Here is a 25,676-nt window from a genome sequence, read left to right as displayed (position 1 = left end):
ATGATACATACTGTATTAATTGAAGTTAGTACTTTACATAAAATTAACACTCTAAAAACTACACATATATTTTACTGAACAAACATCAAATAAATATTGGTCAAGTCCTCGACCTATTAGTATCGATAAGCTAAATACATTACTGCACTTACACCTTCGACCTATCAACCAGATAGTCTTTCTGGGGTCTTACCCTTGCGGTGGGAAATCTTATCTTGAAGTTGGCTTCGCGCTTAGATGCTTTCAGCGCTTATCCATTCCGTACATAGCTACCCAGCCATGCCCTTGGCAGGACAACTGGTACACCAGAGGTACGTCCATCCCGGTCCTCTCGTACTAAGGACAGGTCTTCTCAAATTTCCTACGCCTGCGACGGATAGGGACCGAACTGTCTCACGACGTTCTGAACCCAGCTCGCGTACCACTTTAATGGGCGAACAGCCCAACCCTTGGGACCTACTACAGCCCCAGGATGTGATGAGCCGACATCGAGGTGCCAAACCTCCCCGTCGATGTGGACTCTTGGGGGAGATAAGCCTGTTATCCCCAGGGTAGCTTTTATCCGTTGAGCGATGGCCCTTCCACGCAGAACCACCGGATCACTAAGTCCGATTTTCATCCTTGCTCGACCTGTATGTCTTGCAATCAAGCTCTCTTTTGCCTTTACACTCTACGTACGATTTCCGACCGTACTGAGAGAACCTTTGAGCGCCTCCGTTACCTTTTGGGAGGCGACCGCCCCAGTCAAACTGCCCACCTGACAGTGTCCCAAGACCAGATTCATGGCCTATGGTTAGAGTCCCAGTACTACAAGGGTGGTATCCCAAGGATGGCTCCGCCAAAACTGGCGTCCTGGTTTCAAAGCCTCCCACCTATCCTGTACATGTAGTACCAAGACCCAATGTCAAGCTACAGTAAAGCTCCATGGGGTCTTTCCGTCCTGTCGCAGGTATCCGGCATCTTCACCGGAATTACAATTTCACCGAGTCTGTTGTTGAGACAGTGCCCAAATCGTTACGCCTTTCGTGCGGGTCGGAACTTACCCGACAAGGAATTTCGCTACCTTAGGACCGTTATAGTTACGGCCGCCGTTTACTGGGGCTTAAGTTCACTGCTTCGATTGCTCTAACAGATCCCCTTAACCTTCCAGCACCGGGCAGGCGTCAGCTCCTATACATCGTCTTGCGACTTAGCAGAAACCTATGTTTTTGGTAAACAGTCGCTTGGGCCTATTCTCTGCGGCCACCGGATGGTGGCACCCCTTATCCCTAAGTTACGGGGTCATTTTGCCGAGTTCCTTAACAACAGTTCTCTCGCTGGCCTTAGGATACTCTCCTCACCCACCTGTGTCGGTTTGCGGTACGGGTACCTTTAACCTCGATAGAGACTTTTCTTGACAGTGTGAAATCAGCTACTTCGCTACTAAATTTCGCTCCCCATCACATCCCAGCATTATCAAAGCGGATTTACCTACTCTGACTGCCTCAATGCTTGGGCACACATAACCAACAGTGTGCTTAGCTTATCCTACTGTGTCATCCCATCTCTCAAACGGTTATCGGTAGTACAGGAATATCAACCTGTTGTCCATCACCTACGCCTTTCGGCCTCAGCTTAGGTCCCGACTAACCCAGGGCGGACGAACCTTCCCCTGGAAACCTTGGGTTTACGGCCTGTGGGATTCTCACCCACATCTCGCTACTCATGCCAACATTCTCACTCCCATACTGTCCACATGTCCTTACGGTCATGCTTCAACCCGTATGGGAAGCTCCCCTACCCATCATAATGATGCCGTAGCTTCGGTAGTAAGTTTTAGCCCCGGAAATCTTCGGCGCAGGATCACTCGACCAGTGAGCTATTACGCACTCTTTGAATGAGTGGCTGCTTCTAAGCCAACATCCTGGTTGTCTGTGCAATCCCACATCCTTTACCACTTAACTTACATTTAGGGACCTTAGCTGACGATCTGGGCTGTTGCCCTTTCGACTATGAATCTTATCACCCACAGTCTGACTCCCAAGTATAAGATGACGGCATTCGGAGTTTGATAGTCTTCGGTAGGTGCAATACCCCCTAGGACATTCAGTGCTCTACCTCCGTATCTCTCACCTTGAGGCTAGCCCTAAAGCTATTTCGGGGAGAACCAGCTATCTCCGGGCTCGATTGGAATTTCACCGCTACCCACAAGTCATCCCCGAGCTTTTCAACGCTCGTGGGTTCGGACCTCCACGAAATTTTACTTTCGCTTCATCCTGCTCATGGGTAGGTCGCCCGGTTTCGGGTCTACGTCAAGTAACTGAACGCTCAGTTAAAACTCGCTTTCGCTACGGCTCCACACCTTAAGTGCTTAACCTTGCTACTTAACGTAACTCGTTGGCCCGTTCTACAAAAAGTACGCGGTCACACAAGAAATGTGCTTCCACAGCTTGTAAGTGCAGGGTTTCAGGTTCTATTTCACTCCCCTCCCGGGGTTCTTTTCACCTTTCCCTCACGGTACTATACGCTATCGGTCACTAGGTAGTATTTAGCCTTGGAGGGTGGTCCCTCCTGCTTCCCACAGGGTTTCACGTGTCCCGTGGTACTCTGGATCATATCTGAAGTCTTCTCGTTTAACATACAGGACTATTACCTTCTGTGGTGGGTCTTTCCAAACCTCTTCAATTACGATACCTCTTCGTTATGATATGTCCGCAACCCCAATAAAGAAAACTTTATTGGTTTGGGCTAATCCGCGTTCGCTCGCCGCTACTTACGGAATCGAATTTCTTTCTCTTCCTTCAGGTACTTAGATGTTTCAGTTCCCTGAGTTCCCCTCATTAAGCTATGTATTCACTCAATGATACTTAGACATTACTCTAAGTGAGTTTCCTCATTCGGAAATCTTCGGATCAAAGTTTACGTGCAACTCCCCGAAGCTTATCGCAGCTTATCACGTCCTTCATCGGCTCCTAGTGCCAAGGCATCCGCCCTGCACCCTTAATAACTTGACCAGTTAAAAAGGTTTGATAGATTAAAGTCTATCAACTTGATAATTTTAAAAAGTTATCAGCTTTATATATTACAAATTAGATGTCATATCACTAAATATATATGCAGTTTTCAAAGTGCTAACGCACAGCGTCAACGAACAACCTTCGTATACACTCAGATTATTCCGTTACTTAAAGTGCTAACGCACGTCGCCAACAAACAAACTTCACATGCGTTCAGTTTATTCTGTTGCTTAAAGTGCTAACAATGAGTATTCGTAAAAACGAACCCTCAAAATTAAACAGTAGGTAATTCTCCTTAGAAAGGAGGTGATCCAGCCGCACCTTCCGATACGGCTACCTTGTTACGACTTCACCCCAGTTATTGATTCCACCTTCGACGACTTCTTCCAAAAGGTTAGATAATCGGCTTCGGGCGTCTCCAACTCCCGTGGTGTGACGGGCGGTGTGTACAAGACCCGGGAACGCATTCACCGCAGCATTCTGATCTGCGATTACTAGTAACTCCAGCTTCATGTAGGCGAGTTTCAGCCTACAATCCGAACTGAGAGTAGCTTTAAGGGATTAGCTCCACCTTACGGCTTGGCAACCCTCTGTACTACCCATTGTAGCACGTGTGTAGCCCTAAGCATAAGGGGCATGATGATTTGACGTCATCCCCACCTTCCTCCAGGTTATCCCTGGCAGTCTCTCTAGAGTGCCCAACTTAATGATGGCAACTAAAGACAAGGGTTGCGCTCGTTGCGGGACTTAACCCAACATCTCACGACACGAGCTGACGACAACCATGCACCACCTGTCACCAATGTCCCCGAAGGGAACTCTCCGATTAAGGAGATGTCATTGGGATGTCAAGCTTAGGTAAGGTTCTTCGCGTTGCTTCGAATTAAACCACATGCTCCGCTACTTGTGCGGGTCCCCGTCAATTCCTTTGAGTTTCACTCTTGCGAGCGTACTTCCCAGGCGGAGTACTTAATGCGTTAGCTGCGGCACCGAAGGGGGTAACCCCCGACACCTAGTACTCATCGTTTACAGCGTGGACTACCAGGGTATCTAATCCTGTTTGCTCCCCACGCTTTCGTGCCTCAGCGTCAGTTACAGTCCAGAGAGCCGCCTTCGCAACTGGTGTTCCTCCTAATATCTACGCATTTCACCGCTACACTAGGAATTCCACTCTCCTCTCCTGCACTCAAGTCTCCCAGTTTCAAGAGCTTACTACGGTTGAGCCGTAGCCTTTCACTCCTGACTTGAAAGACCGCCTACGCACCCTTTACGCCCAGTAAATCCGGATAACGCTAGCCCCCTACGTATTACCGCGGCTGCTGGCACGTAGTTAGCCGGGGCTTCCTCCTCAAGTACCGTCATTATCTTCCTTGAGGACAGAGTTTTACGACCCGAAGGCCTTCATCACTCACGCGGCGTTGCTGCATCAGGCTTTCGCCCATTGTGCAATATTCCCCACTGCTGCCTCCCGTAGGAGTTTGGACCGTGTCTCAGTTCCAATGTGGCCGATCACCCTCTCAGGTCGGCTACTGATCGTCGCCTTGGTAAGCCGTTACCTTACCAACTAGCTAATCAGACGCGGGTCCATCCTGTACTGGCTCACCTTTGATATTTAAGAGATGCCTCTCAAATATGTTATCCCGTATTAGCATACCTTTCGGTATGTTATCCGTGTGTACAGGGTAGGTTACCCACGCGTTACTCACCCGTCCGCCGCTCTTTACCTAAGTAAATCGCTCAACTTGCATGTGTTAGGCACGCCGCCAGCGTTCATCCTGAGCCAGGATCAAACTCTCAAATAAAAGTTTATCAGGCTCAGATACTATTGTTATCAAAATATCTGGCTTTATGGTTTGTTTCTTAATATAAATTAACCTACTGTTTAATTTTCAATGTTCGTGTTTATTTCCTGTTCCTTTTTTCAAGGACAAGTAATACTATATCATCTTTATCTATCTAAGTCAATATATTTTTTTACTTTTTTTAAATTTTTTATTTCTCATATATTTTTTATATTTAATGTTTAAAATCTAATACTAAGTAAACCTGTTTATTTCATAAAACTAATATATATTCTATGCTCTATTTTCCTTTTTATTCTATATTTAAATTTTTTATTTACAATAATATTTGTTGCATAACGTATCTGCTAAAATTAATTTAAATTTCTTTCACTTGTAATTTTTGTAATCTTGTATTAGATTAATATTAAAAAATAATTTATCAATAACTTTCTTTACAAGGACAATTTTTATATATCAAAATATAATACCATATAAATACTATGCTACATTTTAGGAGGATTTTATTATGAGCAAAAAAGTATTAATAATGTCTGCTTCCACTGGTGGCGGGCATAATAGGGCTGCTCTAGCTATTAAAGAAGAACTTACTTCCAAAACACTTGATGGAGAGCCAATTGAATGTGAGATAATAGATAGTTTGAAATTGGTTAATAACACAATGGATAAAATAATTTCAAGAGGATATGAGAAATCTGCTATATATACTCCCAAGGCATATGGAAGTGTATATAGATTATCCGAAACAAACCTTTTATCAAAAAATGAATTTAAAGGCAACCTAATAATAACATTCATGGCAAAAAAATTTAAAAAGCTTATTAGAAACAAAAAACCAGATTTGATTATCGGAACGCATCCTTTTCCAATGATTGCTCTTAGTACATTGAAAAAAAACTTTAATTTACATAATAATGAATCAAATACTTACACAGAGTATTTTTATAAACATTATACAAACACTATTAATGTTCCTCCACTTATTTCTGTATTGACCGATTATACTACTCATTCCACATGGATACAAAATGAAATTGATTACTATATAGTTGGTCATGAATACGTAAAAGAATTATTGGTGTTTGATGGAGTTGAGCCCAGTAAAATTAGAACATTTGGAATTCCTGTTGAAAAGTCCTTTCTATCTCATAGAGATAAAGAAATTGTTCTTTCTGAGTTAAATTTATCTCCTGATAAATTAACTGTTTTACTTATGGGTGGTAGTTTTGGAGCTGGAAATATAAAAGAGACACTTGATGAATTACTGGATACTGATAGAGATTTTCAAATTCTTGTAATAACTGGTAGGAATGAAAGTTTAAAAGAAAAAATCGAAAAAAAACTTATATCTCGTTATCATGATAAAAATGTATGTGTTCTTGGATATACTGATAAAATGAATGATATTTTAGCTTCCATAGATGTATTAGTGAGCAAACCTGGTGGACTCACTACAACTGAAGCACTTTTAAAAGATGTACCTATGATCGTTCCATATTATATACCTGGTCAGGAAGAAGAGAATCTTGATTTCTTATCCAATTGTGGTGCAGCACTTAGAACTACAAAAAAATATAATTTATCAATATTGTTAAAGGTTCTAATAGATGATCCTAGCAGATTAGAAATGCTAAAAAGAAATATTAAATCAATAAGAAAATCAAATTCAGCCCAAAATATAGCTAATTTAATTTTAAATATAATTTCTGATTGATAAAATAAATAAAATCCCTATAGTATATATTATCTATTAGGGATTTTTTATTTTCTAATTATTTAATATTAAATTGGTTCATAAAAGTCTTCTTCATAATCATACTGATAATTTTTATAATTATTTCTGAATTCAGCATTTTTATTTCGTGTAGTTTTTTTAGTTTTTTTCTTATTAGAAAAACTTATATTATCAAAATCATCATATTTAGGTTTATCTTTTGATTTCATTTTTTTAACTCTTTTTTCTTTCATTGCATTATGTTCTTCTAAGTTCATAATTGGTTTCATGTTGCACCCCTATCAAAATTTTTAAATGATTTATACAACAAATTATACAATACAAAAGAAATTTATTCAATAAATCTAAATCAAAATTAATTTGAATTTAACCTCAAAAAATCACAAAAATCGAGGTATTAACCTCGATTTTTATATTTCTCTTCTACCTTCTAGGGCTTTTGATATTGTGACCTCATCTGCATACTCTAAATCGCCTCCAACAGGAAGACCATGAGCTATCCGAGTAACTTTAATGCCCATTGGCTTTACTAACCTAGCAATATACATAGCTGTAGCTTCTCCTTCAATAGTGGGATTTGTTGCCATTATTATTTCTTTGACTTCCTGATTGCCAAGTCTTTGTATAAGTTCCTTTATCTTTAGCATATCTGGTCCAATCCCATCCATTGGAGAAATCACTCCATTTAATACATGATATTGACCTTTAAACTCTCTCGTTCTCTCCATAGCTGCTACATCTCTTGGATCTTCTACCACACATATAATACTTGAATCTCTATTTTTATTTGAACACATGCTACATGGATCTGTATCTGTTATATTACAACAGATTGAACAATATCTTATTTCCCTTTTTGCATCTATAATCGCTTTAGATAAAGCTTCCACATCATTAGTATTCATATTAATAATATGAAAAGCCAACCTTTGAGCAGTCTTTCTTCCTACTCCAGGAAGCTTTGAAAATTCTTCTATAAGTCTCGTTATTGGACCTGTATAAACTTGCATAAATATCACCTACTAGAATAACCCAGGTATATTCATACCTCCAGTTACCTTGCTCATTTGACTTGCTTGTATATCATCAATATTTCTCAATGCTTGATTTACTGCACTTAAAACTAAATCTTGTAACATTTCTATATCATCTGGATCAACTACTTCTGGCTTGATAGTTATATTAAGAACTTCTTTTTTACCATTAACCTTTACAGTAACTGCTCCTCCACCAACTGAAGCTTCTACTTCTTTATTCTCTAACTCTTGTTGAGCTTTTTGCATATTTTCTTGCATTTTTTGAGCCTGCTTTAATAAGTTATTCATATTTCCACCACCAGGCATCATTCCGCCTCCAAAACCTTTTTTAGCCATAAACACTATTCCTCCTAAACTTATTTTCATTTTATTATTATATCATAATAGTATTTTATTATTTACTTTCATTTTCATCAATATGGTCTTTTATTTCTAATATCTCTTCATTTACTATGTTCTTTAATATCTCTTCACCAATATCCTTTTTCTCTTTAACTTCAAGATTTATATCTTTGACTTCTGATGTCAATACTATTTTTACATTAAAGCTTCTATTTAAAACATCTCTTATTGTTTTTTCTAAATAATCTATTGTATCTTGGGAGTTCAGTCTAGTTTTTGCAAAATCAAATTTATCATCAAATATAACATACAACATATTGGAATATACATTAAAGCTTTTTACCTCACTTAAAAGTGCGTATATTGGCATTTTTTTATCTTTTTTAATTTGTTTAAGTATATTCTTCCAAGATGTCTCTATAAGTATAACGTCCTCATTTTTTACATCTTCATAAACTACATTTTCTTGTTTTACATCTATTTCTCTATTGACCTCATACTCTTTTTCTTTACTATAGCCAATTTTTTCAACCTTAAAGCTCCCCAGTTCAATCATTTTTTCTAAGTTCTCAACTCTTTTTATAAGAGCTTCTTTACTTTCATCAAACATTGGTTGAGCAATCTTCATTATAGTTATTTCCACTAAAACCCTTGGATTTGAAGATGACTTTATGTCATCTTGAGTTGATGATAATATATTTAAAATCCTTATTAAATCATTTATATCTATATTTTTAGACTGAAATTTAAGTTGTTCTATAATTTCTTCTGGCAATGAAATTATCTCATCCAATTCTGATGAAACCTTACATACCATTAAGTTTCTAAAATGGTCAATTAAATCATTTATAAGATTTCTTATATCTTTCCCCCATAAAACGAATTCATTTAATATCTCAATAGATTTTTTAGTATCTTGCTCTACAATACATTGAGACAATTCAAATAATTGTTCTATATTGACACTTCCCATCAATTCAACAACATCTTTATAATCTATCTTGTTTTCTCCAAATGATATACATTGGTCTAATATGCTAAGTGCATCTCTAAGAGCCCCTTGAGAATTTCTAGCTATTAAATTAAGAGCTTTATCATCTATATCAATGCCTTCATCTTCACAAATCTTTTTCATTCTAATAGTCATATCTTTAACAGTAACTCTTTTAAAATCGTATCTTTGGCATCTCGATAAAATAGTTGCAGGTATCTTATGAGGCTCAGTAGTAGCTAATATAAAGATTACATATGAGGGAGGCTCCTCTAATGTCTTTAATAACGCATTAAAAGCTCCTTGAGACAACATATGAACTTCATCTATTATATATACTTTATATTTAGCATTAGCTGGAGAATATTTCACACTTTCTCTAAGCTCTCTTATATCATCCACACTGTTATTTGATGCTGCATCTATCTCTACAACATCCATCGTATTATCCTTTAATATAGATTCGCATATCTCACACTCATTACATGGCTCTTCATTTATTTTATTCAAACAGTTCACTGCTCTTGAAAAAATCTTTGCAGTAGATGTCTTACCAGTACCTCTTGTGCCACAAAACAAATAAGCATGTCCTATATTATCATTATATATTTGATTTTTTAAAGTCTTAATAATATGCTCTTGACCAATAACGTCCTCAAACTTTTGTGGTCTATATGCTCTATATAATGCTTTATGCATCTTTTTACCTCTCTTTAGCAAAATTAATAAAAAAATCCCTCATTATCTAAGGGATTAGTCTTTTATATATTAAATGCTGTACACCATCTATCGACTTAATTCCATAGGCGTTACCAAAACAGTTAGCTCAACTTAGGCACCCCCACGGCACACAAAAGTGATCACTTACCGCTGCTTCCTTCCGGATCTGACGGGGTTCATGAGCTTTCATTGCGCAGGACCTAAGCATCAACACCACTTATTTAGGGCGGCCCTACAGAAAATAAGCCTTTAGATGGAATTCAATCCTGCTATAGCGGATTGCAGGTTACAGGGCACCGCTACCTCCCCATCTAGTACAGCAAAATTACAACCATATTTAATTACTTTTATTGTTTCTGGCGGAGAGAGTGGGATTTGAACCCACGATACAGTTTTACCCATATACTCGCTTTCCAGGCGAGCGCCTTCGACCACTCGACCATCTCTCCTTAATCTCTTTTTCTTAATGCCTTAAAAAATTCTTGCAATATGATCGAGCATTCTTCTTGCAAAACATCAAAAGCTACTTTTACATTATTATTATTAAAATAATCTAATTTGAACTCATGCTGTTTTTCTATATATGAATTTTTTACATGTCTTGTCCCTATTATAAGCTTTTTTATTCTAGAATTAACTATTGCACCACTACACATTATGCAAGGTTCCATTGTAACATATAAATCACAATCAGTCAACCTCCAACCACCTAATTTTTCTGATGCTTGTTTTATCGCTAAAATTTCCGCATGAGCTGTAGAATCTTTTAACGTTTCTGTAAGGTTATGAGCTCTAGCTATTATTTGATTATCTTTAACTATAATAGCACCTATTGGTATTTCTCTTTTATTATATGCTTTCAATGCTTCTTTCAATGCTTCTTTCATATAAAATGAACTTTCCATAATTCCTCCCAAAACTTATAACAAACTTATCTTATCATAATTCATTTTATAATTCAACTTAATTTTTATTTTGTTTATTTAATTATTACTATATATAGCTATAGTTTCTTTAAATTAGTTCTAAAATAATTTTTAGATATTTATATAATAGTTGTTTTATAAAGATATTTAGTATTTTATGATGAAAATTCTGTTATATGAATTAACATAAAAAAACTATGAAATTTAATATTTATAATAATTTCATAGCTTTTTTAATTTATTATTTACTTATAATATATTTTCTACATTAAAACATATTTCTACATATACAATATTAATATAAAATTATCTTATAACATCAACACCCATATAAGGTCTTAATTCTTCTGGAACTACTACAGAACCATCTGCTTGCTGATAATTTTCTAATATAGCAGCTAAACATCTTCCTATAGCTAATCCAGAACCATTTAAAGTATGAACATATTCCGCTTTTGATTTTTTATCTCTTTTAAATCTTATTCCTGCTCTTCTAGCTTGGAAATCTTCAAAGTTTGAACAAGAAGATATTTCTACATATCTATTGTAACTTGGCATCCAAACTTCTAAATCATATTTAAATGCAGCTGTGAATCCTAAATCTCCTGTACATATTTTTACAACTCTATATGGAAGACCTAACATTTGTAGCATAGTTTCAGCATCATGAGTTAATGATTCTAATTCATCATAAGAATCTTCTGGCTTAACAAATTTAACTAACTCAACTTTATTAAATTGATGTTGTCTAACTAAGCCTCTTGTGTCTCTTCCTGCTGAACCTGCTTCAGATCTAAAGCAAGGAGTATATGCACAATATTTAATTGGAAGTTCTGCGACATCTAATATTTCATTAGCATGTATATTAGTAACTGGTACTTCAGCTGTTGGTATTAAGAAATACTCTAGCCCTTCTATTTTAAACATATCTTCTTCAAATTTAGGAAGTTGACCAGTACCTATAAAGCTATTTTTATTAGCCATAAATGGAGGTAAAACTTCTGTATAGCCATGCTTAGCTGTATGAGTATTTAAAAAGAAATTCATTAAAGATCTTTCTAATCTAGCTCCTAACCCCCTATATAAAGTAAATCTTGAACCAGTTATTTTGCCGGCTCTTTCAAAATCTAATATACCTAGACCAGTACCTATATCCCAATGCGCTTTATGCTCAAAATCAAATTTAGTAGGTTCTCCCCAAGTTCTTATTTGAACATTGTCTTCATCCGTTTCACCTTGTGGTACTTCTGGATGAGGAACATTTGGTATTCTCATTAATGTATATTCCATTTTTGCTTCTACTTCTTTTACTTTCTCATCAATACCTTTTATCTTATCTGATAGCTCTTTTAATCTTGCCTTTTCTTCTGTTACATCTTTTCCTTCTTTTATTAATTGTGGTATTTTTTTAGAATTTACATTTAATTCATTTTTCATAACTTCAACTTCTTGAAGTATTTCTCTTCTTTTATTATCTAATTCCACTACAGCATCAAGGTCAAATTCTTTTTCACCTCTTCTTTCCATAGCTTTTTTGATATCATCTAAATTTTCTCTTATTCTTTTAATATCTAACATATTAATTCCTCCTAATAATTTTGATAATATAAATTATAATTCCAATTTAATTTACAAATATTATAACTGTAAACTTTTAGTTTAAACAAATTTGAAAAATAAAAAAAGACCTCCGTTTACCCTATAAAAGGGACGAAAATCTTTTATCCGCGTTGCCACCCTAATTGACTATACTAAAATGTATAATCCTCTCAGACCTATAACGTAGGTAAACGTCTAGCTTTAACTAGAAGCTCTAGAGTAGATTCAAAAACCATTGTAATGAGTTTTCACCATCCACTCATTCTCTGAATACAATCTGTTTTTTACTATTTTCCTTCACAGCTTTTTAACTAATTGTTTTATTTGATAATCATTATATTATATATATTAACATGTTTCAATACTATTATTCAAATTTTTTTAGAATTTCTTTAATTTTTTATATTAAATTCAAATTTTTTATTTAATTAAGATGTTATCTTTTATCTATTGTATTTAAATTACTTGTATTATTAAATAATAATGAAGATGGAATAAATGGAACTTTTATATTATTTTCATCAAACTTATTTTTGACTTTTTCCATTACATCAAAGTATACATCCCAGTAATCATCAGTTTTTACCCAAGGTCTAGCAACTATTTGTAAAGTATTATTTCCTATAGAATTTAAACCTATAATAGGCTTTGGATCGTCCAATATTCTTTTTTCATTTATAAAAATTTCATTTAATATAGACTTAACTATATCTATATCACTATCATATGAAATATTATATGAAAAATCTATTCTTCTTTTATTCTGATGTGTGTAATTAATTATATTATTACTTGTCAGTTGAAAATTGGGTATAATTATAGTTTTATTATCTGGAGTTTTAAGAACAGTACTAAATATCTGTATATCAGAAACTGTACCTTCTACACCTGAACCTTGAATATAATCACCTATATTAAATGGCTTAAAAAATAAAATAATCATACCTGAACCTAGATTTGATAATATTTCTTTAAAGGCTAATCCTATACTAAATCCAGCAGCTCCTAACACAGCTACAACTGATGTAGTTTGTATCCCTATAATACCTAAACTTATCAATGATATAATAGACAACATAGATATATATATTCCATATACAATAAAATTATTTACACCTTTACTCATTCCATATTTGATTAGAAACTTTGAAACCATCTTTCTTACTATTTTAGATATATAGATACCTATTACAAATACAATTATTGCATATATAATATTTGGTATATTATCACTAAAGTTATTGAGCATGTTTTCTAAAGTTCTCTTAGTTATATTACTATTTGTTGAGGCAGTCTTAGCCAATGATAAAAAATTCATTTAACTCCTCCTTATGATAATATTCCTTTGTCCTCTAACTTTTTTATTATAGCCTCTATAGTTTCTTCTTTTAGCGCCTCAATTGTATGAATATGGCTACATTCTGTCAGAACTGATAACTGTTTAAATTCATTTGTCTCAACCTTCTTCATAAAATTATCTATATCCATTTTAGAATAAATATTAAGTTCTGCAGTTATCTGACCATATGTTGGATGATTTACAATGACATCTTTTATAATACCACCTAAATCTACAATAATCTTTAACTCATCATAAATTTCTTTAGAATTTTTATGGTTTTTACATTTTACTTGTTTTGTAAAATATGGTTGATTATATATTATATATCCTTGAGGTGTAGCTATTATTTCAAATCCTCTAGCTCTTATAAGTGCTATATCTTGTACTATTACTTGTCTACTTACATTTAATATCTCAGCTAACACTCCACCTTTTACAGGACACTTAGATTCTTTCAAAATATCTATTAATTTACTTCTTCTTTCATGAGAGTTCATATTACACCTTCTTTCTAAATCAAAAACTTTACCTATACTATATAATTCTATATTTTATCTTATTATAAATCAATATTGACTTTATATTCTATTTAATCTTAACTTTTATAACAAATAAAAAAAGACTAAGTGGCTACGTCCTACTCTCCCAGGCAGTTTCCCACCAAGTACCATCAGCGCTAGAGAGCTTAACTTCTGTGTTCGGAATGGGAACAGGTGTATCCTCTCTGCTATTGTAACCACATAATCTCTATGCTTAATATTTCTATTAAGTTTTAGTAAGTTTTTAGAATCTAGTAACACTAGTTTCTTTAGAGTTAACACTCTAAAAACTACATATATATATTAATTAATGAACATCAAATAAATATTGGTCAAGTCCTCGACCTATTAGTATCGATAAGCTAAATACATTACTGCACTTACACCTTCGACCTATCAACCAGATAGTCTTTCTGGGGTCTTACCCTTGCGGTGGGAAATCTTATCTTGAAGTTGGCTTCGCGCTTAGATGCTTTCAGCGCTTATCCATTCCGTACATAGCTACCCAGCCATGCCCTTGGCAGGACAACTGGTACACCAGAGGTACGTCCATCCCGGTCCTCTCGTACTAAGGACAGGTCTTCTCAAATTTCCTACGCCTGCGACGGATAGGGACCGAACTGTCTCACGACGTTCTGAACCCAGCTCGCGTACCACTTTAATGGGCGAACAGCCCAACCCTTGGGACCTACTACAGCCCCAGGATGTGATGAGCCGACATCGAGGTGCCAAACCTCCCCGTCGATGTGGACTCTTGGGGGAGATAAGCCTGTTATCCCCAGGGTAGCTTTTATCCGTTGAGCGATGGCCCTTCCACGCAGAACCACCGGATCACTAAGTCCGATTTTCATCCTTGCTCGACCTGTATGTCTTGCAATCAAGCTCTCTTTTGCCTTTACACTCTACGTACGATTTCCGACCGTACTGAGAGAACCTTTGAGCGCCTCCGTTACCTTTTGGGAGGCGACCGCCCCAGTCAAACTGCCCACCTGACAGTGTCCCAAGACCAGATTCATGGCCTATGGTTAGAGTCCCAGTACTACAAGGGTGGTATCCCAAGGATGGCTCCGCCAAAACTGGCGTCCTGGTTTCAAAGCCTCCCACCTATCCTGTACATGTAGTACCAAGACCCAATGTCAAGCTACAGTAAAGCTCCATGGGGTCTTTCCGTCCTGTCGCAGGTATCCGGCATCTTCACCGGAATTACAATTTCACCGAGTCTGTTGTTGAGACAGTGCCCAAATCGTTACGCCTTTCGTGCGGGTCGGAACTTACCCGACAAGGAATTTCGCTACCTTAGGACCGTTATAGTTACGGCCGCCGTTTACTGGGGCTTAAGTTCACTGCTTCGATTGCTCTAACAGATCCCCTTAACCTTCCAGCACCGGGCAGGCGTCAGCTCCTATACATCGTCTTGCGACTTAGCAGAAACCTATGTTTTTGGTAAACAGTCGCTTGGGCCTATTCTCTGCGGCCACCGGATGGTGGCACCCCTTATCCCTAAGTTACGGGGTCATTTTGCCGAGTTCCTTAACAACAGTTCTCTCGCTGGCCTTAGGATACTCTCCTCACCCACCTGTGTCGGTTTGCGGTACGGGTACCTTTAACCTCGATAGAGACTTTTCTTGACAGTGTGAAATCAGCTACTTCGCTACTAAATTTCGCTCCCCATCACATCCCAGCATTATCAAAGCGGATTTACCTACTCTGACTGCCTCAATGCTTGGGCACACATAACCAACAGTGTGCTTAGCTTATCCTACTGTGTCATCCCATCTCTCAAACGGTTATCGGTAGTACAGGAATATCAACCTGTTGTCCATCACCTACGCCTTTCGGCCTCAGCTTAGGTCCCGACTAACCCAGGGCGGACGAACCTTCCCCTGGAAACCTTGGGTTTACGGCCTGTGGGATTCTCACCCACATCTCGCTACTCATGCCAACATTCTCACTCCCATACTGTCCACATGTCCTTACGGTCATGCTTCAACCCGTATGGGAAGCTCCCCTACCCATCATAATGATGCCGTAGCTTCGGTAGTAAGTTTTAGCCCCGGAAATCTTCGGCGCAGGATCACTCGACCAGTGAGCTATTACGCACTCTTTGAATGAGTGGCTGCTTCTAAGCCAACATCCTGGTTGTCTGTGCAATCCCACATCCTTTACCACTTAACTTACATTTAGGGACCTTAGCTGACGATCTGGGCTGTTGCCCTTTCGACTATGAATCTTATCACCCACAGTCTGACTCCCAAGTATAAGATGACGGCATTCGGAGTTTGATAGTCTTCGGTAGGTGCAATACCCCCTAGGACATTCAGTGCTCTACCTCCGTATCTCTCACCTTGAGGCTAGCCCTAAAGCTATTTCGGGGAGAACCAGCTATCTCCGGGCTCGATTGGAATTTCACCGCTACCCACAAGTCATCCCCGAGCTTTTCAACGCTCGTGGGTTCGGACCTCCACGAAATTTTACTTTCGCTTCATCCTGCTCATGGGTAGGTCGCCCGGTTTCGGGTCTACGTCAAGTAACTGAACGCTCAGTTAAAACTCGCTTTCGCTACGGCTCCACACCTTAAGTGCTTAACCTTGCTACTTAACGTAACTCGTTGGCCCGTTCTACAAAAAGTACGCGGTCACACAAGAAATGTGCTTCCACAGCTTGTAAGTGCAGGGTTTCAGGTTCTATTTCACTCCCCTCCCGGGGTTCTTTTCACCTTTCCCTCACGGTACTATACGCTATCGGTCACTAGGTAGTATTTAGCCTTGGAGGGTGGTCCCTCCTGCTTCCCACAGGGTTTCACGTGTCCCGTGGTACTCTGGATCATATCTGAAGTCTTCTCGTTTAACATACAGGACTATTACCTTCTGTGGTGGGTCTTTCCAAACCTCTTCAATTACAATACCTCTTCGTTATGATATGTCCACAACCCCAATAAAGAAAACTTTATTGGTTTGGGCTAATCCGCGTTCGCTCGCCGCTACTTACGGAATCGAATTTCTTTCTCTTCCTTCAGGTACTTAGATGTTTCAGTTCCCTGAGTTCCCCTCATTAAGCTATGTATTCACTCAATGATACTTAGACATTACTCTAAGTGAGTTTCCTCATTCGGAAATCTTCGGATCAAAGTTTACGTGCAACTCCCCGAAGCTTATCGCAGCTTATCACGTCCTTCATCGGCTCCTAGTGCCAAGGCATCCGCCCTGCACCCTTAATAACTTGACCAGTTAAAAATGTTTGATAGATTAAAGTCTATCAACTTGATAATTTTAAAAAGTTATCAGCTTTATATATTACAAATTAGATGTCATATCACTAAATATATATGCAGTTTTCAAAGTGCTAAAGCACATCGCCAACGGATAAATCCCGTTGCTTAAAGTGCTAACGCACGTCGCCAACAAACAAACTTCACATGCGTTCAGTTTATTATGTTGCTTAAAGTGCTGACACACAAAGCTTGTATAAAGTTAAGCTATAAGTGCATGTAAGAGGCTATTAGATAAATCAAAGATTTAGGTAATACACTCTTAAATGGTGGAGATGAGGAGAGTCGAACTCCTGACCCCTTGCTTGCAAGGCAAGTGCTCTCCCAACTGAGCTACACCCCCATATATGAAGTTCATAAAGAACTCTCAAAATTAAACAGTAGGTAATTCTCCTTAGAAAGGAGGTGATCCAGCCGCACCTTCCGATACGGCTACCTTGTTACGACTTCACCCCAGTTATTGATTCCACCTTCGACGACTTCTTCCAAAAGGTTAGATAATCGGCTTCGGGCGTCTCCAACTCCCGTGGTGTGACGGGCGGTGTGTACAAGACCCGGGAACGCATTCACCGCAGCATTCTGATCTGCGATTACTAGTAACTCCAGCTTCATGTAGGCGAGTTTCAGCCTACAATCCGAACTGAGAGTAGCTTTAAGGGATTAGCTCCACCTTACGGCTTGGCAACCCTCTGTACTGCCCATTGTAGCACGTGTGTAGCCCTAAGCATAAGGGGCATGATGATTTGACGTCATCCCCACCTTCCTCCAGGTTATCCCTGGCAGTCTCTCTAGAGTGCCCAACTTAATGATGGCAACTAAAGACAAGGGTTGCGCTCGTTGCGGGACTTAACCCAACATCTCACGACACGAGCTGACGACAACCATGCACCACCTGTCACCAATGTCCCCGAAGGGAACTCTCCGATTAAGGAGATGTCATTGGGATGTCAAGCTTAGGTAAGGTTCTTCGCGTTGCTTCGAATTAAACCACATGCTCCGCTACTTGTGCGGGTCCCCGTCAATTCCTTTGAGTTTCACTCTTGCGAGCGTACTTCCCAGGCGGAGTACTTAATGCGTTAGCTGCGGCACCGAAGGGGGTAACCTCCGACACCTAGTACTCATCGTTTACAGCGTGGACTACCAGGGTATCTAATCCTGTTTGCTCCCCACGCTTTCGTGCCTCAGCGTCAGTTACAGTCCAGAGAGCCGCCTTCGCAACTGGTGTTCCTCCTAATATCTACGCATTTCACCGCTACACTAGGAATTCCACTCTCCTCTCCTGCACTCAAGTCTCCCAGTTTCAAGAGCTTACTACGGTTGAGCCGTAGCCTTTCACTCCTGACTTGAAAGACCGCCTACGCACCCTTTACGCCCAGTAAATCCGGATAACGCTAGCCCCCTACGTATTACCGCGGCTGCTGGCACGTAGTTAGCCGGGGCTTCCTCCTCAAGTACCGTCATTATCTTCCTTGAGGACAGAGTTTTACGACCCGAAGGCCTTCATCACTCACGCGGCGTTGCTGCATCAGGCTTTCGCCCATTGTGCAATATTCCCCACTGCTGCCTCCCGTAGGAGTTTGGACCGTGTCTCAGTTCCAATGTGGCCGATCACCCTCTCAGGTCGGCTACTGATCGTCGCCTTGGTAAGCCGTTACCTTACCAACTAGCTAATCAGACGCGGGTCCATCCTGTACTGGCTCACCTTTGATATTCAAGAGATGCCTCTCAAATATGTTATCCCGTATTAGCATACCTTTCGGTATGTTATCCGTGTGTACAGGGTAGGTTACCCACGCGTTACTCACCCGTCCGCCGCTCTTTACCGAAGTAAATCGCTCAACTTGCATGTGTTAGGCACGCCGCCAGCGTTCATCCTGAGCCAGGATCAAACTCTCAAATAAAAGTTTATCAGGCTCAGATACTATTGTTATCAAAATATCTGGCTTTATGGTTTGTTTCTTGTTTATAAATTAACCTACTGTTTAATTTTCAAAGTTCTTTAAATTATTGTGGTGGGCCATCAGGGACTCGAACCCCAGACCTACCGGTTATGAGCCGGGCGCTCTAACCAACTGAGCTAATGGCCCACAATAATTTGTGGTGCCGAAGACCGGAATCGAACCGGTACGAGAGGTAAGTCCCGCAGGATTTTAAGTCCTGTGCGTCTGCCAGTTCCGCCACTTCGGCACATTACCTGGCTATGTCCTACTCTCCCAGGCAGTTTCCCACCAAGTACCATCAGCGCTAGAGAGCTTAACTTCTGTGTTCGAAATGGGAACAGGTGTATCCTCTCTGCTATTATAACCAGATTATTATCTAAATTTTAATTTAACTTTTTTCTAAGACAAGTATTATAATAACATCTTTATCTTATTGTGTCAACACTTTTTTCATTCGATTTTTTAGTTTATAAAACTATTAAAAATCTATACTTTTTGATAAGTTTAAACATATAAAGTTAGCACTCTAAAAACTACATATATAAATCAAAGATTTAGGTAATATACTCTTAAATGGTGAAGATGAGGAGAGTTGAACTCTTGACCCCTTGCTTGCAAGGCAAGTGCTCTCCCAACTGAGCTACACCTCTACATATAAAGTTTATCAAAAACTTTCAAAATTAAGCAGTAGGCAATTCTTCTTAGAAAGGAGGTGATTCAGCCGCACCTTCCTCCAAGTTATCCCTGGCAGTCTCTCTAGAGTGCCCAACTTAATGATGGCAACTAAAGACAAGGATTGCGCTCGTTGCAGGACTTAACCCAATATCTCACGACACTAGCTAACGACAACCATACACCACCTGTCACTAATGTCCCCGAAGGAAACTCTCCGATTAAGGAGATGTCATTGGGATGTCAGGCTTAGGTAAGGTTCTTCGCGTTGCTTCGAATTAAACCACATACTCCGCTACTTATACGGGTTCCCGTCAATTCCTTTGAGTTTCACTCTTGTGAGCGTACTTCCCAGGCGAAGTACTTAATGCGTTAGCTTCAACACCAAAGGGGGTAACCCCCGACACCTAATACTCATCATTTACAGCGTGGACTACCAGAGTTCTACGGACACACACAAACCACATAGAAAGGGAAATTGTGCTATCTCTGCTATTAGTTGTACAACTTTTTTCATTAAAGAAATCTACACATCTCACACTTTTTTCTACTTTATCAACTTAATTATAATTGTAAGAATTTCATTTATTTTTAAGAAACGCTTTATAGACTTATATATTTTATTTTGATATAATTACTATCAAATAATCTATCTGAGATTGTGGGACAAATTTATATGGACATTGTACAAAATACAAAAACAAGTGTCAATATTCAACTTGGGTTTTGGGATTAGATTAAAGATTTATTACAAATCGACCCTGTTTTTATTTTGGGAGCTATATTAATAGGAATTTTTTTAATAATGATATTTAAAAGGAACAATAGTACTCCTAAATGTCGAACATCAATCTTATCATTGGTCATGTACTACTATTTATGCCTTATATTTACAAAAATTGTTGGTATTCCTACAATTAGTTAATTTAGCCAATTATCACAATTAGGAGAACCTTTCTTTAATCCAAACATCAAACTAATTCCATTCAGTGATGGATTTAGTTTGAGTTTCTTACTAAACATTTTTCTTTTTATCCCTTTAGGATTTTTGTGCCCCATGATAAGCAGAATATATGAACGTGCTCAAAACGCGATTTTACTTGGAACAGGTTTATCTTTGTTTATTGAAATTATTCAACTATTCACATTATATAGAGCCAGCAATGTTAATGATTTGCTCACAAATGTTCTTGGAACAATAATTGGTTATTTGTGCTTTAGATTAATTGTAAAACTAAAAATTGTAAAGTCAAATTATAACCAAGATTCTAAAATGAATGATTTATCCCAATATTTGCCATTCGCCATTATGGCAGTAACTTTTGTAATAGAATTTTTCAGACCTCATATAGTATGATAACCCAAATTGTGTCAGACTTTCCCAACACCTAGTGAGGTAAAGGAGATACAATGATTCCTTTTCGATTTCTCTGATAAATTCGTCTATTGGTACTTTGAGGTAATCTGGCTTTTCTTCATAGCATTTTTGTTTGCTGAGTAGATAAGTAGTGTGATTTTCGGCTCATAAGTTTCCGTATCTTGTCCCCTGTCAGCCACCACATATCTACAAGATGTTCAGAATGTAAAGTTGTGTATGAAGCCAAACTCCCTTGATGAATATTTGCAGAAAAACCGAGACTGGCTCATAAAGAATGTAGCAGCCAGTATTAAAATGCAGTGGGATAAAATGACAAACCGCGAAAATGGAATTTTAGAGGAAATTTCACACGCACGTTTAAATAAAAAACAACGCTTAGCCTTGGAAACTTTTGAAAAACATCAGGAATTGAAAAAATATTTATAGAGAAAAGAAAATTGATATAAAACAGTACATAGAACAAAAAAGAATTTCAAAAGAACATTTTTAAGAACATGGCAAACACATTTCGAAACGAGGGTTGAAAATCTTATCTCCGCAGACAAGCTACAATGTTCTATGTCCAAAAGCCATCATTTAGAATTAACCGAACCACAGAATTACTGGCTTCTATTAAGAGCTTGCTTGTTTATATTGAAAATGCTACACTTTCTTCATCAGAAATGGCACCGCATATAGAAATGACAAAACTTGTATCTGGTAAGACCATTGAGGAAGATATGAGTATCTGGAATCGCTTTATATCTGATTCAGAGATAGCTACCATGTAGATTGCGAACATCAAGTCAAAGCATTTGATGAAACTATTCCAATCTTGGACAGGAAACGGGAAGATTACCCGAAAGGAAATCCATATTACAGTATACGGATGGAACATTTACCAGAAGAGGGTGTTGCAATCCTATACAAAATGAAAAATGCTTCAAACCCAATATTTATTAGGGTTTGAAGCATCTCAAATGCCGCAGACCGGAATCGAACCGGTACGAGAGGTAAGTCCCGCAGAATTTTAAGTCCTGTTCGTCTGCCAGTTCCACTACTTTGCACATCACCTGGCTATGTCCTACTCTCCCAGGCAGTTTCCCACCAAGTACCATCAGCGCTAGAGAGCTTAACTTCTGTGTTCGGAATGGGAACAGGTGTATCCTCTCTGCTATTATAACCAGATTATTGTCTAAATTTTAATTTAACTTTTTCTAAGATACGTATTATAACAATATCTTTGTCTCATTGTATCAATACTTTTTTCATTTGATTTTTTAGTTTATAAAACTATTAAAACTCTATAATCTTTGACAAGTTTAAATATATAAAATTAACACTCTAAAAGCCACACATATATCTTAGTGAATGAACATCAAGTAAATATTGGTCAAGTCCTCGACCTATTAGTATCGATAAGCTAAATACATTGCTGCACTTACACCTTCGACCTATCAACCAGATAGTCTTTCTGGGGTCTTACCCTTGCGGTGGGAAATCTTATCTTGAAGTTGGCTTCGCGCTTAGATGCTTTCAGCGCTTATCCATTCCGTACATAGCTACCCAGCCATGCCCTTGGCAGGACAACTGGTACACCAGAGGTACGTCCATCCCGGTCCTCTCGTACTAAGGACAGGTCTTCTCAAATTTCCTACGCCTGCGACGGATAGGGACCGAACTGTCTCACGACGTTCTGAACCCAGCTCGCGTACCACTTTAATGGGCGAACAGCCCAACCCTTGGGACCTACTACAGCCCCAGGATGTGATGAGCCGACATCGAGGTGCCAAACCTCCCCGTCGATGTGGACTCTTGGGGGAGATAAGCCTGTTATCCCCAGGGTAGCTTTTATCCGTTGAGCGATGGCCCTTCCACGCAGAACCACCGGATCACTAAGTCCGATTTTCATCCTTGCTCGACCTGTATGTCTTGCAATCAAGCTCTCTTTTGCCTTTACACTCTACGTACGATTTCCGACCGTACTGAGAGAACCTTTGAGCGCCTCCGTTACCTTTTGGGAGGCGACCGCCCCAGTCAAACTGCCCACCTGACAGTGTCCCAAGACCAGATTCATGGCCTATGGTTAGAGTCCCAGTACTACAAGGGTGGTATCCCAAGGATGGCTCCGCCAAAACTGGCGTCCTGGTTTCAAAGCCTCCCACCTATCCTGTACATGTAGTACCAAGACCCAATGTCAAGCTACAGTAAAGCTCCATGGGGTCTTTCCGTCCTGTCGCAGGTATCCGGCATCTTCACCGGAATTACAATTTCACCGAGTCTGTTGTTGAGACAGTGCCCAAATCGTTACGCCTTTCGTGCGGGTCGGAACTTACCCGACAAGGAATTTCGCTACCTTAGGACCGTTATAGTTACGGCCGCCGTTTACTGGGGCTTAAGTTCACTGCTTCGATTGCTCTAACAGATCCCCTTAACCTTCCAGCACCGGGCAGGCGTCAGCTCCTATACATCGTCTTGCGACTTAGCAGAAACCTATGTTTTTGGTAAACAGTCGCTTGGGCCTATTCTCTGCGGCCACCGGATGGTGGCACCCCTTATCCCTAAGTTACGGGGTCATTTTGCCGAGTTCCTTAACAACAGTTCTCTCGCTGGCCTTAGGATACTCTCCTCACCCACCTGTGTCGGTTTGCGGTACGGGTACCTTTAACCTCGATAGAGACTTTTCTTGACAGTGTGAAATCAGCTACTTCGCTACTAAATTTCGCTCCCCATCACATCCCAGCATTATCAAAGCGGATTTACCTACTCTGACTGCCTCAATGCTTGGGCACACATAACCAACAGTGTGCTTAGCTTATCCTACTGTGTCATCCCATCTCTCAAACGGTTATCGGTAGTACAGGAATATCAACCTGTTGTCCATCACCTACGCCTTTCGGCCTCAGCTTAGGTCCCGACTAACCCAGGGCGGACGAACCTTCCCCTGGAAACCTTGGGTTTACGGCCTGTGGGATTCTCACCCACATCTCGCTACTCATGCCAACATTCTCACTCCCATACTGTCCACATGTCCTTACGGTCATGCTTCAACCCGTATGGGAAGCTCCCCTACCCATCATAATGATGCCGTAGCTTCGGTAGTAAGTTTTAGCCCCGGAAATCTTCGGCGCAGGATCACTCGACCAGTGAGCTATTACGCACTCTTTGAATGAGTGGCTGCTTCTAAGCCAACATCCTGGTTGTCTGTGCAATCCCACATCCTTTACCACTTAACTTACATTTAGGGACCTTAGCTGACGATCTGGGCTGTTGCCCTTTCGACTATGAATCTTATCACCCACAGTCTGACTCCCAAGTATAAGATGACGGCATTCGGAGTTTGATAGTCTTCGGTAGGTGCAATACCCCCTAGGACATTCAGTGCTCTACCTCCGTATCTCTCACCTTGAGGCTAGCCCTAAAGCTATTTCGGGGAGAACCAGCTATCTCCGGGCTCGATTGGAATTTCACCGCTACCCACAAGTCATCCCCGAGCTTTTCAACGCTCGTGGGTTCGGACCTCCACGAAATTTTACTTTCGCTTCATCCTGCTCATGGGTAGGTCGCCCGGTTTCGGGTCTACGTCAAGTAACTGAACGCTCAGTTAAAACTCGCTTTCGCTACGGCTCCACACCTTAAGTGCTTAACCTTGCTACTTAACGTAACTCGTTGGCCCGTTCTACAAAAAGTACGCGGTCACACAAGAAATGTGCTTCCACAGCTTGTAAGTGCAGGGTTTCAGGTTCTATTTCACTCCCCTCCCGGGGTTCTTTTCACCTTTCCCTCACGGTACTATACGCTATCGGTCACTAGGTAGTATTTAGCCTTGGAGGGTGGTCCCTCCTGCTTCCCACAGGGTTTCACGTGTCCCGTGGTACTCTGGATCATATCTGAAGTCTTCTCGTTTAACATACAGGACTATTACCTTCTGTGGTGGGTCTTTCCAAACCTCTTCAATTACGATACCTCTTCGTTATGATATGTCCGCAACCCCAATAAAGAAAACTTTATTGGTTTGGGCTAATCCGCGTTCGCTCGCCGCTACTTACGGAATCGAATTTCTTTCTCTTCCTTCAGGTACTTAGATGTTTCAGTTCCCTGAGTTCCCCTCATTAAGCTATGTATTCACTCAATGATACTTAGACATTACTCTAAGTGAGTTTCCTCATTCGGAAATCTTCGGATCAAAGTTTACGTGCAACTCCCCGAAGCTTATCGCAGCTTATCACGTCCTTCATCGGCTCCTAGTGCCAAGGCATCCGCCCTGCACCCTTAATAACTTGACCAGTTAAAAAGGTTTGATAGATTAAAGTCTATCAACTTGATAATTTTAAAAAGTTATCAGCTTTATATATTACAAATTAGATGTCATATCACTAAATATATATGCAGTTTTCAAAGTGCTAACGC

General features: G+C 39.3%; 11 protein-coding genes, 4 tRNA genes, 8 rRNA genes, 1 other RNA gene, 1 pseudogene and 2 other annotated features. Of the genes and pseudogenes, 4 read left to right on the top strand and 21 right to left on the bottom strand.

The window, feature by feature from the left end:
• Nucleotides 1-96: 96 nt before the first annotated feature.
• Together JJC02_00185 and JJC02_00180 are read right to left on the bottom strand one after the other, a co-directional pair.
• Nucleotides 97-2,993 (bottom strand): 23S ribosomal RNA (locus JJC02_00185).
• A 302-nt stretch (nucleotides 2,994-3,295) separates the two neighbouring features.
• Nucleotides 3,296-4,798, bottom strand: a 16S ribosomal RNA gene (locus JJC02_00180).
• The 16S and 23S rRNA genes sit together here, the layout of an rRNA operon.
• Before the next feature lie 508 nt (nucleotides 4,799-5,306).
• Here JJC02_00180 and JJC02_00175 point away from each other — a divergent pair.
• Nucleotides 5,307-6,512 (top strand): glycosyl transferase, encoded by a 1,206-nt coding sequence (locus JJC02_00175; protein UDN54733.1) that lies wholly within the window; start codon nucleotides 5,307-5,309, stop codon nucleotides 6,510-6,512.
• A 68-nt stretch (nucleotides 6,513-6,580) separates the two neighbouring features.
• On the opposite strand, the gene JJC02_00170 is transcribed toward JJC02_00175, so the two are convergent.
• The 17 genes from JJC02_00170 to rrf (JJC02_00090) form a co-directional block, all read right to left on the bottom strand.
• Nucleotides 6,581-6,802, bottom strand: coding sequence for a hypothetical protein (locus JJC02_00170; protein UDN54732.1), 222 nt, complete (start codon nucleotides 6,800-6,802; stop codon nucleotides 6,581-6,583).
• A gap of 141 nt (nucleotides 6,803-6,943) precedes the next feature.
• Nucleotides 6,944-7,543 carry a recombination protein RecR gene (recR, locus tag JJC02_00165; GenBank protein ID UDN54731.1) on the bottom strand — a complete coding sequence of 200 codons (600 nt, stop codon included), beginning with the start codon at nucleotides 7,541-7,543 and terminating at the stop codon, nucleotides 6,944-6,946.
• Nucleotides 7,544-7,555: 12 nt separating this feature from the next.
• Nucleotides 7,556-7,906: a YbaB/EbfC family nucleoid-associated protein gene (locus JJC02_00160; GenBank protein UDN54730.1), complete on the bottom strand. Its 351-nt coding sequence runs from the start codon at nucleotides 7,904-7,906 to the stop codon at nucleotides 7,556-7,558.
• 58 nt (nucleotides 7,907-7,964) lie between these two features.
• On the bottom strand, nucleotides 7,965-9,602 hold the full coding sequence (gene dnaX / locus JJC02_00155; GenBank protein UDN54729.1) for a DNA polymerase III subunit gamma/tau: 1,638 nt from the start codon (nucleotides 9,600-9,602) through the stop codon (nucleotides 7,965-7,967).
• 76 nt (nucleotides 9,603-9,678) lie between these two features.
• An RNA gene (ffs, locus tag JJC02_00150) (signal recognition particle sRNA large type) lies at nucleotides 9,679-9,943 on the bottom strand.
• A 37-nt stretch (nucleotides 9,944-9,980) separates the two neighbouring features.
• Nucleotides 9,981-10,072, bottom strand: a tRNA-Ser gene (locus JJC02_00145).
• The gene (locus JJC02_00140) at nucleotides 10,073-10,528 is read right to left on the bottom strand and encodes a nucleoside deaminase (protein UDN54728.1); all 456 of its coding nucleotides are present in this window, start codon (nucleotides 10,526-10,528) and stop codon (nucleotides 10,073-10,075) included.
• A 327-nt stretch (nucleotides 10,529-10,855) separates the two neighbouring features.
• Complete coding sequence (gene serS / locus JJC02_00135; GenBank protein ID UDN54727.1) at nucleotides 10,856-12,127, bottom strand: serine--tRNA ligase; 1,272 nt, start codon at nucleotides 12,125-12,127, stop codon at nucleotides 10,856-10,858.
• A 125-nt stretch (nucleotides 12,128-12,252) separates the two neighbouring features.
• Nucleotides 12,253-12,458: a binding site (T-box leader), on the bottom strand.
• A gap of 126 nt (nucleotides 12,459-12,584) precedes the next feature.
• Complete coding sequence (locus tag JJC02_00130; protein UDN54726.1) at nucleotides 12,585-13,466, bottom strand: mechanosensitive ion channel; 882 nt, start codon at nucleotides 13,464-13,466, stop codon at nucleotides 12,585-12,587.
• An 11-nt stretch (nucleotides 13,467-13,477) separates the two neighbouring features.
• Nucleotides 13,478-13,987: a transcription repressor NadR gene (locus tag JJC02_00125; GenBank protein ID UDN54725.1), complete on the bottom strand. Its 510-nt coding sequence runs from the start codon at nucleotides 13,985-13,987 to the stop codon at nucleotides 13,478-13,480.
• Between the two features lie 127 nt (nucleotides 13,988-14,114).
• Nucleotides 14,115-14,231, bottom strand: a 5S ribosomal RNA gene (gene rrf / locus JJC02_00120).
• A 126-nt stretch (nucleotides 14,232-14,357) separates the two neighbouring features.
• Nucleotides 14,358-17,254 (bottom strand): 23S ribosomal RNA (locus tag JJC02_00115).
• A 310-nt stretch (nucleotides 17,255-17,564) separates the two neighbouring features.
• Nucleotides 17,565-17,640: transfer RNA gene (locus tag JJC02_00110), tRNA-Ala, on the bottom strand.
• Between the two features lie 55 nt (nucleotides 17,641-17,695).
• Nucleotides 17,696-19,198, bottom strand: a 16S ribosomal RNA gene (locus JJC02_00105).
• A 109-nt stretch (nucleotides 19,199-19,307) separates the two neighbouring features.
• A tRNA-Ile gene (locus JJC02_00100) sits at nucleotides 19,308-19,384 on the bottom strand.
• A gap of 11 nt (nucleotides 19,385-19,395) precedes the next feature.
• Nucleotides 19,396-19,484: transfer RNA gene (locus tag JJC02_00095), tRNA-Leu, on the bottom strand.
• A 5-nt stretch (nucleotides 19,485-19,489) separates the two neighbouring features.
• Nucleotides 19,490-19,606, bottom strand: a 5S ribosomal RNA gene (gene rrf / locus JJC02_00090).
• Between the two features lie 318 nt (nucleotides 19,607-19,924).
• Nucleotides 19,925-20,196 (bottom strand) — a sequence feature (16S ribosomal RNA rRNA prediction is too short).
• Between the two features lie 389 nt (nucleotides 20,197-20,585).
• Between rrf (JJC02_00090) and JJC02_00085 the strand changes: the two are divergent.
• The 3 genes and pseudogenes from JJC02_00085 (at nucleotide 20,586) to JJC02_00075 (ending at nucleotide 22,057) form a co-directional block, all read left to right on the top strand.
• Nucleotides 20,586-21,266: pseudogene (locus tag JJC02_00085) on the top strand (VanZ family protein).
• Between the two features lie 237 nt (nucleotides 21,267-21,503).
• Entirely contained in the window at nucleotides 21,504-21,713 is a 210-nt protein-coding gene (locus JJC02_00080; GenBank protein ID UDN54724.1) for a hypothetical protein, read from the top strand.
• A 194-nt stretch (nucleotides 21,714-21,907) separates the two neighbouring features.
• Complete coding sequence (locus JJC02_00075; protein ID UDN54723.1) at nucleotides 21,908-22,057, top strand: hypothetical protein; 150 nt, start codon at nucleotides 21,908-21,910, stop codon at nucleotides 22,055-22,057.
• Nucleotides 22,058-22,337: 280 nt separating this feature from the next.
• Here the strand turns inward: JJC02_00075 and rrf (JJC02_00070) are convergent.
• Both rrf (JJC02_00070) and JJC02_00065 read right to left on the bottom strand, forming a co-directional pair.
• A 5S ribosomal RNA gene (rrf, locus tag JJC02_00070) occupies nucleotides 22,338-22,454 on the bottom strand.
• Between the two features lie 201 nt (nucleotides 22,455-22,655).
• Nucleotides 22,656-25,552 (bottom strand): 23S ribosomal RNA (locus tag JJC02_00065).
• Nucleotides 25,553-25,676 lie beyond the last annotated feature (124 nt).

The sequence above is a fragment of the Clostridioides sp. ES-S-0054-01 genome, from assembly GCA_021561035.1.
In the GTDB taxonomy this organism is placed as follows: Bacteria; Bacillota; Clostridia; order Peptostreptococcales; family Peptostreptococcaceae; genus Clostridioides.
This window is presented reverse-complemented; position numbering and strand designations above follow the sequence as displayed.